Source organism: Lactococcus sp. S47 (assembly GCF_016517475.1).
GTDB lineage: Bacteria > Bacillota > Bacilli > Lactobacillales > Streptococcaceae > Lactococcus > Lactococcus lactis.
Genome location: NZ_JACVUB010000001.1, coordinates 169734 through 184183 on the forward strand (window position 1 = coordinate 169734; position 14450 = coordinate 184183).

Sequence of the window (14450 nt, forward strand, 5' to 3'; positions counted from 1 at the left end):
CTATACCAATTTTAAAGGTGAGTTAAATGGAGCTTTATTATGTGTGGGATTGTTGGTGTTGTAGGTAGTAAAAATGCAACTGATATTTTGATGCAAGGACTAGAAAAACTTGAATATCGTGGTTATGATTCAGCAGGTATTTTTGTAAATGGTCAAGAAACAGCAGCAAAATTAGTTAAATCTGTCGGACGTATTGCAGACTTAAGAGGAAAGTTAGGGATTGATGTTTCAGGAACAGCCGGCATTGGTCACACACGTTGGGCTACTCATGGTAAACCAACGGAAGACAATGCTCATCCACATACTTCAACATCAGGTCGCTTTATTTTAGTACATAATGGTGTGATTGAAAATTTTGTTGAACTTAAAAACGAATTTTTGATGAATGATACTTTTAAAGGACAAACCGATACTGAAATTGCGATTCATTTAATTGCTAAATTTGCTGAAGAAGAAGGACTATCAACACTTGAAGCATTCAAAAAAGCTCTAAGCTTAATTCAAGGTTCTTATGCCTTTGCTCTTATGGATAGCGAAGATGCAGAAGTGATTTATGTTGCCAAAAATAAATCACCATTATTAATCGGCCTTGGCGAAGGCTACAACATGGTCTGCTCAGATGCTATGGCGATGATTCGTGAAACGTCTGAATTTATGGAAATTCACGATAAAGAGCTTGTTGTGTTAACAAAAGATAATGTTACAGTTATGGATTACGAAGGTAATGTACTTTCACGTGAGTCATACACAGCTGAACTTGATTTATCTGACATTGGAAAAGGAACTTATCCTTTCTACATGCTCAAAGAAATTGATGAGCAACCCGCAGTTATGCGTAAACTCATTGCGACTTATGCAAATGAAGATGGAACAATGAAAGTTGATCAAGACATTATCAAAGGAATTCAAGAGGCTGATCGTATTTATATTATTGCCGCCGGAACGTCTTATCATGCAGGTTTTGGGGCAAAAATGATGCTTGAATCTTTGACAAATACACCGGTTGAACTTGGTCTTGCTTCAGAATGGGGCTATGATATGCCTTTACTGAGCCAAAAACCATTCTTTATTTTCCTTTCACAGTCTGGGGAAACGGCTGACAGCCGTCAGGTTTTAGTAAAAGTAAATGAATTAGGACTTCCAAGCTTAACAGTTACAAATGTTCCCGGTTCTACTTTGTCACGCGAAGCAACTTATACAATGTTAATCGGTGCTGGACCAGAAATTGCAGTTGCTTCAACCAAAGCATATACAGGACAAATTGCAACCTTGGCTTTTCTTGCAAAGGCAGTTGGTGAGGCTGAAGGGGAAGTTAAAGCAAAAGAATTTGATTTAGTTAAAGAATTGTCTTTAGTTGCTCAATCAATTGAAGCCACTTTATCTGAAAAGGATGAAATTGCAGCAATTGTAGCTGACTTATTGCCAACTACTCGCAATGCCTTCTATATTGGTCGAAAACAAGATTATTATGTAGCAATGGAAGCTTCTCTCAAATTAAAAGAAATTTCTTATATTCAATGTGAAGGATTTGCTGCTGGAGAATTAAAACATGGAACGATTTCATTGATTGAAAAAGGAACTCCAGTACTTGCTTTAATTTCTAATAATGAAGAAGTAGCAGCTCATACTCGTGGAAATGTAATGGAAACAGTGGCTCGTGGAGCCTCAGCTATCACAATTGTTGAAGAAGGAGTGGCCCGTGAAGATGATACAATTGTTGTCAACCAAGTTCATCCTTATTTGTCAGCAATTTCAATGGTTATTCCAACACAATTAATTGCTTATTATGCGTCAATGCAACGTGGACTTGATGTTGATAAACCACGTAACTTAGCTAAAGCAGTAACAGTTGAATAAAAGTTACTGACAGAAATCTCTGTCAGTAAAATGATAACTAAAAATAAAAAGTTCTGAGATTCATCAGAACTTTTTTGGTTAATTAATCTTTTGTCAGTGACAAAGGCCAGATTTTTCCGTATATAATAGTATGTATGAACTAAGAGAAAATCCGTATCCGATGCAACCTAGGGAACGCTTAGAATTTTTAGGAGAAGAGTGCTTGTCTGATGTTGAGCTGTTAGCGATATTATTGCGAACAGGGACAAAAAAATACTCATCATTAAATTTGGCCTTGGAAATTCTTCAACATTTTGAAACTTTGGATAATTTGCGCAAAGCTTCGATTAATGAACTCAGAGAAATTTCAGGCATTGGACTGGCAAAATCCATTGAAATTCGAGCAATGATTGAATTTGGAAAAAGGATACAAACCACTAATAGAAAACGTTACGGTCAAGTTTTGAGTTCCAGAGAGTATGGCCTGAGTCTTGCTTTTGAAATGCAAAATTTTGAGCAAGAGCATCTTGTGGCGACTTATTTAGATGGTCAAAATCGAATTATTGAAAAAAAGACAATTTTTATAGGGGCGGTTAATCAGGCAACTGCAAGCCCTAGAGAGATTCTTTATCATGCAATAAAAAATCTCTCAGTAGGACTGTTAGTTGCACATAATCATCCCTCAGGAAATTTACGACCCAGTCAGGCTGATAAAATATTTACTGACAAAATAAAAAAATCTTGTGAGGATGTGGGGATCAATTTTATTGACCATATTATTGTAGGGGCTGGTAATTATTTTAGTTTTCGGGAAGAAGAGATCAGAAAATGAAGGATTATATAACAAACAATCACTTCTCAACTATAAAGAAAAGAAAAAGAACAGTCAATAAAAACTGTTCTTTTATTTTGTACTAATTTAGTTTTCTTGAGCTCCCATGAAAAATAGTAGTGTTTGCAGCTCCTTAGTTAAGTCAATTGATTGAACAACCACATCTGAAGGGACTTTCAAACGAATTGGGGCAAAGTTTAGGAAACCTTTGATACCAGCTTTGACTAGAGTGTCAACAACTTCTTGGGCATTTTCTTTGCGAACAGAGAGAATTGCTGTTTTGATATCCGATTTTTTAACATTTTTTTCTAAATCAGAAATATTATAAATTGGAATTCCATCATCCGTTTGTGTTCCAACTAAGGGATTGCCAGAAATATCATAGGCTTGCGTGATTCTCATTTTGTTTCTATCTTGGAATTGATAATGAAGTAATGCACGACCGAGATTTCCGACACCAATTAGAGCGATATGCGTTTCTTGGTCTTGGCCAAGAAGTTCTCCAAAGAAATCACGGAGCACTTTCGTTTCATAGCCGTATCCACGTCGGCCTAATTCGCCAAATAAAGAGAAATCTCGGCGAATTGTGGCAGCATCTACTCCAATTTTTTCTGAAATAAGTTGTGAGTTTGTGCGTGTCACATTTTCTTCGACAAGACTTTTGAACAGTCGATAGTACTGTGGCAGTCGTTTAGCAGTTGCTTTAGGCAAGCTTTTGCTTGGTTTATGATCAGTCATTGTTATACCTCAAAAATTTAATTCGATTTTATTAAAACTAAGTAATATTTAGTTTCTTTGTGATAATTTTATCAAAAATTTGTGAAATTATCAAACAAAAGGAATGGAATATTTACAAAAAATGAGAAATTGATTACAATTCTAAAAAAATATTTATTTTCCTCTTTTAATTAAGGCGCTTTCATGTTAGAATAGAAATATGAAAAAATAGATAGGGAGAAAATATGATTAAAATTTATCTTAGTGGTTCATGTTCATCTTGTAGAAAAGCTAAAAAATGGTTACGTAAACATCACATTGAATTTGAAGAAATTAATTTATCAAAAGATGTTATGGAAAAAGATGATTTAATCAAAATTTTATCCTTGACTGAAAACGGATTTGAGGATATAATTGCGACCCGAGGGAAAACATACGCATCTTTAAATTATAATTTCGATGAATTAGGACTAGAAAAAGCTTTTGAATTAATTCAGGAAAATCCACGTCTTCTAAAACGACCATTAATTTTTGACGAGGACTGTCTATTGATTGGTTTTAACGAGGATGGAATCAGAGCGTTTATTCCACCAGAAGTTAGGAGAATTGAATTGCGCGAAAGATTAATTTTAGTCTAATATTAATTTTATTTTTAGCTTATCAGATTTGGTAAGCTTTTTAATTTTAAGAATTTGGAAGAACTACAAAAAACTTGCCTTAAATGCTATAATAGAAGGACTGCTTTTCTATCATATGAAAAGGGAAAACGAAGTATTAAAAATATGCTTTGAGATTTAACGAAGAGGATAAATATCATGATTTTACTGCAAGGGAATGGAATTGCACGCACTTTTGGTGGCGATGTTTTATTTGAAAATATCAATTTTAGTTTACAAGACCATTCAAGAATTGCCCTAGTTGGCCGAAATGGAGCTGGTAAGTCAACCTTGCTTAAAATTATTGCTGGAGTTGAAGAAGCGAGTCGCGGAACTGTATCCAAGACCAAAGATTTGACAATGAATTATTTAGCGCAAGATACTGGGCTGAATTCCTCAAGGACAATATTTGCCGAAATGCTCTCTGTTTTTGATTCGCTTCGCCAAATGGAAAAACAATTGCGCCAGATGGAATTGCGAATGGGAGAACTTGCTGGGGATGAATTGACAGCTTTGATGAAACGTTACGATGCTTTATCAGAAGAATTTCGGATGAAAAATGGATTTACTTATGAATCTGAAATTAAGTCTGTCTTAAATGGTTTTCGCTTTGATGAAACAATGTGGGAAAGAGAAATTTCAAGTTTATCGGGGGGACAAAAAACACGTTTGGCTCTTGCTAAGATGTTGCTTGAAAGACCACAACTTTTGATTTTGGATGAACCAACTAACCACTTAGATATTGAAACTTTAGCTTGGCTTGAAAATTACCTTAAAAATTACGAAGGTAGTTTATTAATTGTCAGTCATGACCGCTACTTTTTGGATAAAGTGGTTAATGAAGTCTTAGAATTATCTAGAGGAGAATTGACTCGTTTTTCTGGAAATTATTCTCGCTATGTTGAACAAAGAGAGCAAAAACTCTTGTTAGAACTCAAAAATTTTGAAAAACAACAAAAAGAAATTGCTAAATTAGAGGACTATGTTGCCAGAAATTTAGTTCGGGCTTCGACGACTAAAATGGCGCAATCGCGTCGTAAAAAGTTGGAGAAAATGGAGCGTTTAGACGCACCAACAAGTGATGATAAATCGGCCAATGTTACTTTTACTCCTGAAAAAACGTCTGGAAATGTTGTTTTAACCGTTTCAGAAGCAACGGTAGGTTATGAAGATAATCGTCTCTCTGGTCCGATTAACATTGACGAGCGTAAAGGTGAGTCCCTTGCTATTGTTGGACCAAATGGAGTAGGTAAGACAACATTGATTAAGTCAATTGTTGGACAGATTCCATTTTTAGCAGGTCAAGCAAAATTGGGTGCCAATGTTACTTTGGGATATTATGACCAAGAACAAGGAAGATTGACAGCTTCCAATACTGTCTTAGACGAATTATGGAATGAGCATCGCTTACTTAATGAAGTTGAAATTCGCAATATGCTTGGAGCCTTTCTTTTTAGTGGAGATGATGTAAAGAAAACGGTTGGGATGCTTTCGGGTGGTGAAAAAGCCCGTCTTTTACTTGCTAAATTAGCAATGGATCACGATAACTTTTTAGTTTTAGATGAACCAACCAATCACTTGGATATTGATTCACGTGAGGTCTTGGAGAATGCTTTGATTGATTTTCCAGGAACAATCTTGTTTGTTTCTCATGACCGCTATTTCATCAATAGAGTAGCTACCAAAGTTTTAGAAATTGCTCCCGAAGGAAGTACAGAATTTTTGGGAGATTATGATTATTATGTCGAGAAAAAAGAAGAAGTACAAGCTGAGAGTAATTCTTCAGAAAATGGGGAACCGATAGAAAGTTTAGCTCAACAAGATTTTACAGCTCAGAAAGAAGCTCAAAAGAATCGACGTAAAGTAGAGCGCGAAATCAAGGCTTGTGAAGAGAAACTAGCCGATTTGGAAGCAAAAATTGCAGCTCTATTATTGGAAATGCAAGAAAATACCGCTGATTTTGTTAAATTAGGAGAATTACAAGCTGAAATTGACCTCTTTAATGATGAAAAAGATGAGATAGAAATGACTCTTTTAGAAGCGATGGAAGAATTGGAAAATTTGTAAGTGTTGTGAAGAGAATTTAGTGTAAATAAGCTAAAACGCGAAGCTTGAAAGCTTTGCGTTTTTTTGTTTTGTAATCTAAAAATCCTATATTTAAATAAAGCGAAACAATCATTGCTTTTTTGTTAAAAAGTAGTACAATTTAATCAAAATAAATTGAAATGCTGGAATGTGGGATGGTAAAAAGCAATAGAACAATCTCTTTGATGGGAGAAATTTTCTATGATTTACGAACACAACGAAACTTTAGATTAACTGACTTTGGAAAAGTAGGTTTGTCAAAATCATCACTGTCAGATTTTGAAAGTGGAAAGTCTATTCTTAGATTTGATAAATTAGATGCAGCTTTAGAATTAATGCATATTGAGGTTTCTGAGTTTGAATATTTTTTTAACAATTACCATTCTGATTATTTTGTTGAGATTTGTGATGAAATTGAAGATGCGAATTATATGCAAGATACTGTAAAATTAAAAGCGATTAATAGTGAGGCTGGAAAGTATGATAATGAACAAGGAAATCGAATGATATTTCTAGCGACTCAAAATTTGCTTTATGGATTGACAGAGCGAGAAGAAGTTGAAGTTACTGATTTAATGTTTAATATCGAAGTTTGGTCATATTTTGAGTTAAGTATTCTTTCGTTTGTTGTAGAACACTTGAATACCCGTTTGACTCTCTCTTTGATGAAAGACTTTTGGAAAGAAAATTTGCATTATCTCAAAGTTAAAAAATATCGGGAAAAAATTGTCCAAATTGTTTGCCGAGCAGCTGTAAAGTATATTAGTGAGAATAAATATTCCATTGCTCAAAAACTCTTGGAAGATGTTAATATTGCTTTAATACCTTATAAAAAGGATTTATTTTGCCGTAATATGTCTCGCTTTACTCTTGGCTTATTGCTTCATCAATCAGGAAAAACTGCCGAGGGGAAAGCTAAAATGGAGAGTTCTATCCGTCTTTTTGATGAATTGGGTTTGCCAGAGATGAAGGCTTATTATCAAAAAATATTTGATGAATCTGTAAAAAACTAGTGGGATATAAAAGGGATTTGAGTTCCCTTTTTATTTTTTATAAAAAATTTTTCCGAGATTTCGGAAAAGGCTTTTTGGGGCAGTTTGATTTGATATAATCATTTTAGAAAATGATTCATGAATCTTGAGTGTCGCTCACTCAGAATGGTAAAAGGAGGGTTAAAAATCTTGAAAGAAGAAATGTCACCGTAGCAGTGATGCAAAATCTCTATTGATTTGCATCGCATCTCAAAAAGGAGAAAAAATATGTCACATTTAAAAAATAATCTAGTATTTTCAAGTCTAACAATTTTACTCGTAACGGGTGGAAGTCTTGGGCTTGCCCAATCTGCACACAATAAGGTCTCATCACAAAAACTCGAAGCTAAAAATGTAAATCAAGTTTCAAACTATTCTGGTGATATTGACTTGTTGGCAGTAAGCCAACCAACTACGCCAACGACGAATAATGGTCAAATTAATCAATACTTTATCAATCGTTTTGATAATGCTATATCTTTTTTAAATGGGAAATATGTTGTAAATCATAATGTGTTACCTCAAAATACAAGTGGTGAAGAAATAAATAAATTAAATGAATCAGTTAAAATTGCAAATCAACAACTTATCGTTGGAGCTCAAAAAATCGAAAAATCTGATATTGATGTTAAGGTTGTTCAAAAAGGAAATTCCATTATTTTAGCTGAAAACCCAACGACTTTGAAGAATTCTGCTACTTCTATGGCTACTAAACATGTAGGAGTAACAAAAGTTGAATTTCACTGGTATGGTGTGCGTTTGTTTTTAAGTAAAAATGACGTAAATAAAATTTTGAAGTATGGTCCTACATCTGTTTCAATTGCGACGATTTGGATGCCAACGACTTGGGTGGTTAAATTGGCAGCATCAGCCGCTGCAGCTTCAAGTGTTAATGGAGGAATCTGGATTGACTGGGGACTTATTCCAACTAAGTGGGGATGGCAATGAAGGAGGTTTATGATGAAAAATAATAACAAGAAAAGATTTGTTGCTATAGCTCTCGTTCGTACAATTTTATTTTTAGGTGGTGCTATTCTAATTAACAATTCCGAGAAATGGAGCATTGGTTATATTTTAGGGTTTGTAATTGCACTGTTTGTTTTAGTTTCAACTTTCTTTGATAAGAGTTTGAGAAAATAACTAAGATTTCAGTGGAGGAGTCTGGGGGTTTGAATGGCAATGATTACTAAAAAGAGTATAAGAATCGTACAATATCTGAGTAGTATATTTGCCGTAATACTCGGTGTTTTAATTTTTATTTTTCCAAATGGCCTTAGCATACTTAAATATATTTTTGCAAGTATTGCAGTAATTCTTAGCATTTTAAGTCTTATCATGCAAGCTTTTCATAGAAATAAATGATAGGGTTAGGGCTGAGGGGATTTGATTTTCAATCATTGAGGGAATTTAATGAAAAAATTTATATTTTTAGCAGATGTTATCTTAAGATTTCTTTTTATGGTTTTGGTTTGGTATGTTTATACAAACTATTCGGCTGATAATAAAATGAAATGCGTTGGTTTGTCTATGGTTGCATTCAATATTATTACAATGTTTTTTGATTCCAATTATCATAAGTCGAAAAAATAAGACTTGCAAATCTGGCTCAAGTTTGTTAAACTAATAAGCAATATAACTTTTAAACTAGTCCAGAGAGGCTAGCAAGGTTGAAATCAGGAAAAATTGATTCTATTTTTACTGACAGGATTTTCTGTCAGTAAAAGTGAATTTGTTTTGATACTTTTTACACTTGCTAGGATTCTTGGCAAGTGTTTTTTATTGCTGACAACTACCAGGATTGGGCTGCACGTTATCTATACTCGCTACGGTAGTTCTGTCAGTTCAATATGACCAAAGGGAATTATTGAATCGGTAGAAAAATGAACTGTCAGCTTTGCTGATGGTTCTGTCAGTAAACTAGAAGGAGAAAATATGTCAATATCAAAAGCCATTGCTGCAGATTTATTAGAAATTAAAGCGGTCAGTCTTTCACCAAGTCAACCTTTTACTTGGGCTTCAGGAATTAAGTCGCCAATATATACTGATAATCGGGTGACCTTAGCTTATCCGGAAGTTAGAAGCCAAATCGAAGGTGCTTTTGCAGAATTGATTAAAGCGGAATTTCCAGAAGTTGAAGTCATTGCAGGAACTGCTACAGCAGGAATTCCTCATGGTGCAATTATTGCTGACTATCTTAAATTACCATTTGCTTATATTCGTAGTAAACCAAAAGACCATGGAGCAGGTAATCAAGTTGAGGGACGTGTGACAAAAGGCCAAAAAATGGTTGTGGTTGAAGATTTGATTTCGACTGGTGGTTCTGTTTTAGAAGCTGTTGCAGCCGCTGAACGTGAAGGTGCTGATGTTCTTGGTGTGGTTGCAATTTTCACTTATGAATTAGAAAAAGCGAACAGAAAATTTGCTGATGCTGGTGTTAAATTAGCCACTTTGACAACTTATTCTGAATTGATTGAAATTGCTAAAGAAACGGGTTATGTGACAAAAGAAGAATTAGAATTACTTAAAAAGTTCAAAGAAAATCAAGAAACTTGGCAAAATTAATTCACTGACAGAAATTCAAAGAGCCTGTCAGTAAATAATTAGGTTCTGGAATATCTGTCAGTTCAATGCGACCAAAGAGAGACATTGAATCGGAGGATAAATGAACAAGTCAGCAAAGCTGATTGTTCTGTCAGTTCAATGCGACCAAAGGGAGACATTGAATCGGTGGATAAATGAACAAGTCAGCAAAGCTGATTGTTCTGTCAGTAATTTATGAAAGGAAGAAAATGACTTTATTAATTAAAAATGGACGACTTGTTGACCCCAAATCAAATCGAGATGAAGTGTTAGATATTCTGATTGAAAATGACAAGATAGTAAAAATCGGCTTAAATTTGTCAGTAGAAAATGCAGAAATTGTTGATGCAAGGGGATTAGTCGTTGCCCCTGGTTTAATTGATGTTCATGTTCATTTTCGTGAACCAGGACAAACACATAAAGAAACGATTCATAGCGGTGCAAAATCAGCTGCGGCTGGTGGTTTTACAAGAGTAGTTATGATGGCAAATACAAAACCTATTTTATCTACGCCAAAAGTACTGACAGAAACTTTAGAAATTGCTGACAAAGAAGATATTAAGATTGATACAGTTGGGTCAATTACGCAAGATTTTGATGGAGAGCATTTAACAGATTTTGATGAACTCATTAAAGCAGGAGCAATCGGCTTTTCTGATGATGGTATTCCACTGACAGATGCTGGCGTTTTACGTAAAGCTCTGCAAAAAGCGAAATTAACTGACAGCCTGATTTCAATTCATGAAGAAGATCCAAATTTGATTGGAACTTTAGGAGTGAATGATGGCGAAGTGGCTCATAAATGTGGCTTCACAGGGGCACCGACTGTTTCAGAATACAGCATGATGGCGCGTGATACTATGATTGCTTACGAAACAGGCGCTCGCTTGCACATTCAACATTTATCAGCTGGAGAATCTGTTGAAGTGGTGCGATTTGCCAAAAATTTAGGAGCAAATATCACAGCAGAAGTGACTCCACAACATTTTTCGATTACAGAACAAATGATTTTTGAGCAAGGGACCAATGCTAAACTCAACCCACCATTGCGTAGAACTGCTGATATCGGTAAAATAATTGAGGGATTGAAAGATGGAACGATTGATGTCATCGCCACAGACCATGCCCCTCATACTCATGAAGAGAAAAATGTCAGCCTTGATAAGGCGCCTTCAGGAATGATTGGATTAGAAACTTCATTGCAACTTGGCTTGACAAACTTAGTCGCAAAAGGCCATTTGACACTCAGTGAATTACTGACAAAAATGACCGTTAATCCAGCTAAACTTTATAATTTTGATGCAGGTTACCTCGCAGAAAATGGACCAGCTGACCTCGTCATTTTTGACGCTGAAAATGACTATCAGGTCGGTGAAACATTTGACTCCAAAGCGACCAATTCTCCATTTATTAAACAGAAAGTTCAAGGGCAAGTCAAATATACAATATGTGATGGAAAAATAGTCTATCAAGCGAAATAATAAAAAAAAGACCTAAGAAATTAATTTTCATAGGTCCTTTTTTGTGTTACTTTACATCAGTATAAAGAACCGTTGTAGAGTAAGTCATTAAGTGAGTGGATAATTTCTAAATTATCTTTGATTGATTTTTCATTTTCTACTTTTTGAGTAATTTTTTCTGTTTGTGTTTTCATTGTTTATTTCCTTTCAAATGTCCTTTTGTTTATAAGTATAGTATATCAAGGATTTGCTTGCTAAATTCTTACAAAAATGTAATTGAAGAAAATAATTACTTTAGGAAATTAAGCTCTGAAATTAAATAGTATAAAATAATTGATTAAAAATTTTCTAAAGTTTAACTGATTTAAGTAGTTTTTATGTGAAGTTCATTGAACCATAATGACGCGATATGCTATAATAGTTCTATGAATTATTACGATGAATATAGCAAAGGGCATCTTGTCTTACCAAATGTGATTTTAGCACATTTTAGTAAGCTTTTCCCTTCTGCTTTTGATTTTTTGATTTGGTTATACTTTTTTGAAAATCAAGATATTGCACCTAGTGAAATTGCTGAAAAAACAGGTAAAAAATTATCGGAAGTCAATCAGGCCATTGATAATCTGTCCAAATTTGGAGCAATGAAGGTGACTTTAATTGAAATTGATGGAGAAATGGAAACTTTCTTTGATATTAGCCCGGCCTTTAAGCACTTAGATGAAATTTTGGGTGGTGCTGTTGCGAGTTCAACTCCAGAGAATGAAAAAGTTCAGGAAGAGGGGCAGCTTAAAGAATTAGTTAGCATGTTTGAAGCAGAAATGGGCATGATTTCTCCTGTACAAATGGAAGAATTGAGAGCTTGGCTGTTTGAAGATGGTTATGACTTTTCGTTGATTAAACAAGCTTTGCGTGAAGCAGTCCTCAATCGTAAGGTATCTTTAAATTACATTAAAGCTATTTTACGAAATTGGAAAAATGATGGGGTGAATTCTCTTCAAGCGATTGAGAGTCGACAAATGGAACGCGAAGAAGCTAAGAGAAAGAAACCACAAGAAGATTTTTATATTCCTTTGGATGGACCATGGAATAGTTAATAGAGATAATGGACGTGCACGATGTTAAGTAAAAAAAGATATCTTGAAGCTTTAGAAATTATTGAAGACATGTTCCCGCAAGCTCACGGAGAATTAGAGTGGGAAACTCCTTTTCAACTATTGATTGCGACAATTTTATCTGCCCAAGCAACTGACAAAGGAGTTAATAAGGCGACGCCGGCTCTTTTTGCGGCTTTTCCAGATGCACAAACAATGTCACAGGCTAAAGTGGAAGAAATTGAAAAGCTGATTCGGACAATTGGTCTTTACAAGACTAAAGCTAAAAATATTTTACGGACATCACAGATGTTAGTGACCGACTTTGGGGACCTTTTGCCTGATTTGCCAAAGGATAAAAAGGTTTTACAAACTTTACCGGGGGTGGGTCGAAAAACAGCAAATGTTGTTTTAGCAGAAGCCTACGGAATTCCGGGGATTGCGGTTGATACACATGTTGAACGAGTTTCTAAACGTTTGGATATCGTTCCCCAAAAAGCAACAGTTTTAGAAGTTGAAGAAAAGTTGATGAAGCTGATTCCGCAAGAAAAATGGGTACAAGCACATCACCATCTCATTTTCTTTGGGCGTTATCATTGTACAGCCAAAAAGCCGAAATGTGCAGACTGTCCTGTTTTAGATTATTGTAAATTTGGAAAGAAATATTTAAAAAATGAATGAAATTAAACTTTCAAAACGTTTGAAAGCAGTAGCTGACTATGTTGATAATGGAGCAAGACTTGCTGATATCGGCTCGGACCATGCTTATTTACCAACTTATTTGATGCAAAAATTGGTGATTGATTTTGCGGTAGCGGGAGAAGTGGTTAAAGGGCCTTTTGAAATTGCTAAAAATCATGTATCAGAAGCTGATTTAAGTGATCGGATTGAGGTTCGATTGGCCAATGGCTTAGGTGCTATTGAAAATACTGACAAGATTGATACAATCGTGATTGCTGGTATGGGAGGAATATTAATTTCCGAAATTTTAGAGGCAGGTAAAGAAAAGTTAGGCCATGTTAAACGTTTGATTTTGCAGCCTAATAATCATGAGGAAAGCCTCCGTCAGTGGTTAGTGAATCATCAATTTGTCATTAAAAAAGAAGAGATTTTATTGGAGGCTGGTAAGTTTTACGAGATTATCGTTGCCGAACCACTCTCAAAATTAATGACAGAAAAGTTGTCAGTAAATGATTTAACATTTGGCCCTTTTTTATCTAAAGAAAAATCAACTGTTTTTCAACAAAAATGGCAAAAGGAATTAAATACTTTGAATAAAATTATTGCTCGTTTGCCTGAAGAACAAGCCGAAAAACGTCAAGAGGTTTTAAATCAAATTGCGAGAATTGAGGAAGTGCTTCGATGAAAATTTCTGATTTTATGCTTGAATACGAAAAATTTTGCCCCAAAGAATTAGCTGTTGAAGGTGATCCTGTAGGTTTACAAGTTGGGAACCCAAACGATGAACTAACAAAAGTTTTGGTAACCTTGGATATTCGTGAGCAAACAGTGGCAGAAGCAAAAGCGCTGGGTGTGAATCTGATTATTGCTAAACATCCTTTGATTTTCCGCCCCCTTTCTGCATTGACTTCAATGAATGATCAGGAAAAATTAGTTTTGGACTTGGCGCGAGCTGGAATTGCTGTTTATACCAGCCATACAAATATTGATGTGGTTACTGGTGGTTTAAATGATTATTTCAGTCAGTTACTTGGAATGACTGATATTGAAGTGCTAGATGACGAAGAAGGATTGGGACGTGTTGGAAATATTGAACTGACAGAATTATCAGTGCTGACAGAAAAAGTGAAAGCAGCATTTGGGTTAGAGAGATTACGTCTTATCACTTATGACCATAATTTGACTCAAAAAATTGGAAGAATTGCAATTTGTGGTGGTTCAGGTGGAAAATTATGGCCTAAAGCTTTGGAAAAAAAGGCAGATATTTACATAACAGGAGATATTTATTATCATGTTGGTCATGATATGCTTTCAGCTGGTTTATTAGGAATAGACCCTGGTCACTATATTGAGCATGCTTTTATTGGATTAGTTGCTGACAAGCTTCGTTCTTTTGATATGGGTGTCAAGATTTATGAAAGCCAAGAAAAGACAAATCCATTTTATGACATATAAAAAAGACCCTCTTGGAGGGTCTTTTT

16 protein-coding genes are annotated in these 14450 nt (G+C 34.9%); 14 read left to right on the forward strand and 2 right to left on the reverse strand.

Annotated elements, in window-relative coordinates:
* Positions 1 to 39: 39 nt before the first annotated feature.
* Positions 40 to 1857: a glutamine--fructose-6-phosphate transaminase (isomerizing) gene (glmS, locus tag IAE52_RS00805; protein WP_058203696.1), complete on the forward strand. Its 1818-nt coding sequence runs from the start codon at positions 40 to 42 to the stop codon at positions 1855 to 1857.
* 130 nt (positions 1858 to 1987) lie between these two features.
* Positions 1988 to 2668: a DNA repair protein RadC gene (gene radC / locus IAE52_RS00810; protein WP_021722532.1), complete on the forward strand. Its 681-nt coding sequence runs from the start codon at positions 1988 to 1990 to the stop codon at positions 2666 to 2668.
* Between the two features lie 87 nt (positions 2669 to 2755).
* On the opposite strand, the gene IAE52_RS00815 is transcribed toward radC, so the two are convergent.
* Entirely contained in the window at positions 2756 to 3406 is a 651-nt protein-coding gene (locus IAE52_RS00815; RefSeq protein WP_021464703.1) for a redox-sensing transcriptional repressor Rex, read from the reverse strand.
* A 224-nt stretch (positions 3407 to 3630) separates the two neighbouring features.
* Here IAE52_RS00815 and IAE52_RS00820 point away from each other — a divergent pair, with 224 nt between their 5' ends.
* From IAE52_RS00820 to IAE52_RS00845, 6 genes are all read left to right on the forward strand, one after another.
* Positions 3631 to 4023, forward strand: coding sequence for a Spx/MgsR family RNA polymerase-binding regulatory protein (locus IAE52_RS00820; protein WP_033900228.1), 393 nt, complete (start codon positions 3631 to 3633; stop codon positions 4021 to 4023).
* A gap of 177 nt (positions 4024 to 4200) precedes the next feature.
* On the forward strand, positions 4201 to 6108 hold the full coding sequence (locus IAE52_RS00825; RefSeq protein ID WP_039115323.1) for an ABC-F family ATP-binding cassette domain-containing protein: 1908 nt from the start codon (positions 4201 to 4203) through the stop codon (positions 6106 to 6108).
* Positions 6109 to 6281: 173 nt separating this feature from the next.
* Positions 6282 to 7139, forward strand: coding sequence for an XRE/MutR family transcriptional regulator (locus IAE52_RS00830; RefSeq protein WP_042230271.1), 858 nt, complete (start codon positions 6282 to 6284; stop codon positions 7137 to 7139).
* A 246-nt stretch (positions 7140 to 7385) separates the two neighbouring features.
* Positions 7386 to 8105, forward strand: a complete 720-nt coding sequence (locus tag IAE52_RS00835; protein ID WP_109990840.1) for a hypothetical protein — start codon at positions 7386 to 7388, stop codon at positions 8103 to 8105.
* A 12-nt stretch (positions 8106 to 8117) separates the two neighbouring features.
* Entirely contained in the window at positions 8118 to 8297 is a 180-nt protein-coding gene (locus IAE52_RS00840) for a hypothetical protein (RefSeq protein ID WP_012897690.1), read from the forward strand.
* Between the two features lie 33 nt (positions 8298 to 8330).
* Positions 8331 to 8519 (forward strand): hypothetical protein, encoded by a 189-nt coding sequence (locus IAE52_RS00845; RefSeq protein ID WP_109990841.1) that lies wholly within the window; start codon positions 8331 to 8333, stop codon positions 8517 to 8519.
* Positions 8520 to 8980: 461 nt separating this feature from the next.
* Here the strand turns inward: IAE52_RS00845 and IAE52_RS11620 are convergent, their stop codons facing one another.
* Positions 8981 to 9109, reverse strand: a complete 129-nt coding sequence (locus IAE52_RS11620) for a hypothetical protein (protein ID WP_255531042.1) — start codon at positions 9107 to 9109, stop codon at positions 8981 to 8983.
* On the opposite strand from IAE52_RS11620, the gene pyrE reads away from it, so the two are divergent.
* The 6 genes from pyrE to IAE52_RS00875 all read left to right on the forward strand — a co-directional run bounded on the left by pyrE (position 9090) and on the right by IAE52_RS00875 (position 14424).
* Complete coding sequence (gene pyrE, locus IAE52_RS00850; protein WP_003132758.1) at positions 9090 to 9719, forward strand: orotate phosphoribosyltransferase; 630 nt, start codon at positions 9090 to 9092, stop codon at positions 9717 to 9719. The two genes, IAE52_RS11620 and pyrE, sit on opposite strands and share 20 nt — an antisense overlap.
* Before the next feature lie 227 nt (positions 9720 to 9946).
* A complete protein-coding gene (locus tag IAE52_RS00855) occupies positions 9947 to 11218 on the forward strand; it encodes a dihydroorotase (RefSeq protein ID WP_033899410.1) in 1272 nt (423 codons plus the stop codon).
* 404 nt (positions 11219 to 11622) lie between these two features.
* Complete coding sequence (locus tag IAE52_RS00860) at positions 11623 to 12291, forward strand: DnaD domain-containing protein (RefSeq protein WP_021722526.1); 669 nt, start codon at positions 11623 to 11625, stop codon at positions 12289 to 12291.
* Between the two features lie 21 nt (positions 12292 to 12312).
* Positions 12313 to 12969 carry an endonuclease III gene (gene nth, locus IAE52_RS00865; RefSeq protein ID WP_012897695.1) on the forward strand — a complete coding sequence of 219 codons (657 nt, stop codon included), beginning with the start codon at positions 12313 to 12315 and terminating at the stop codon, positions 12967 to 12969.
* Entirely contained in the window at positions 12962 to 13654 is a 693-nt protein-coding gene (locus IAE52_RS00870; RefSeq protein ID WP_021722524.1) for a tRNA (adenine(22)-N(1))-methyltransferase TrmK, read from the forward strand. The genes nth and IAE52_RS00870 overlap by 8 nt, the downstream gene beginning before the upstream one ends.
* Positions 13651 to 14424, forward strand: a complete 774-nt coding sequence (locus IAE52_RS00875) for a Nif3-like dinuclear metal center hexameric protein (RefSeq protein WP_109990843.1) — start codon at positions 13651 to 13653, stop codon at positions 14422 to 14424. Before IAE52_RS00870 ends, IAE52_RS00875 begins: the two co-directional genes overlap by 4 nt.
* The last annotated feature ends 26 nt before the right edge of the window (positions 14425 to 14450 follow it).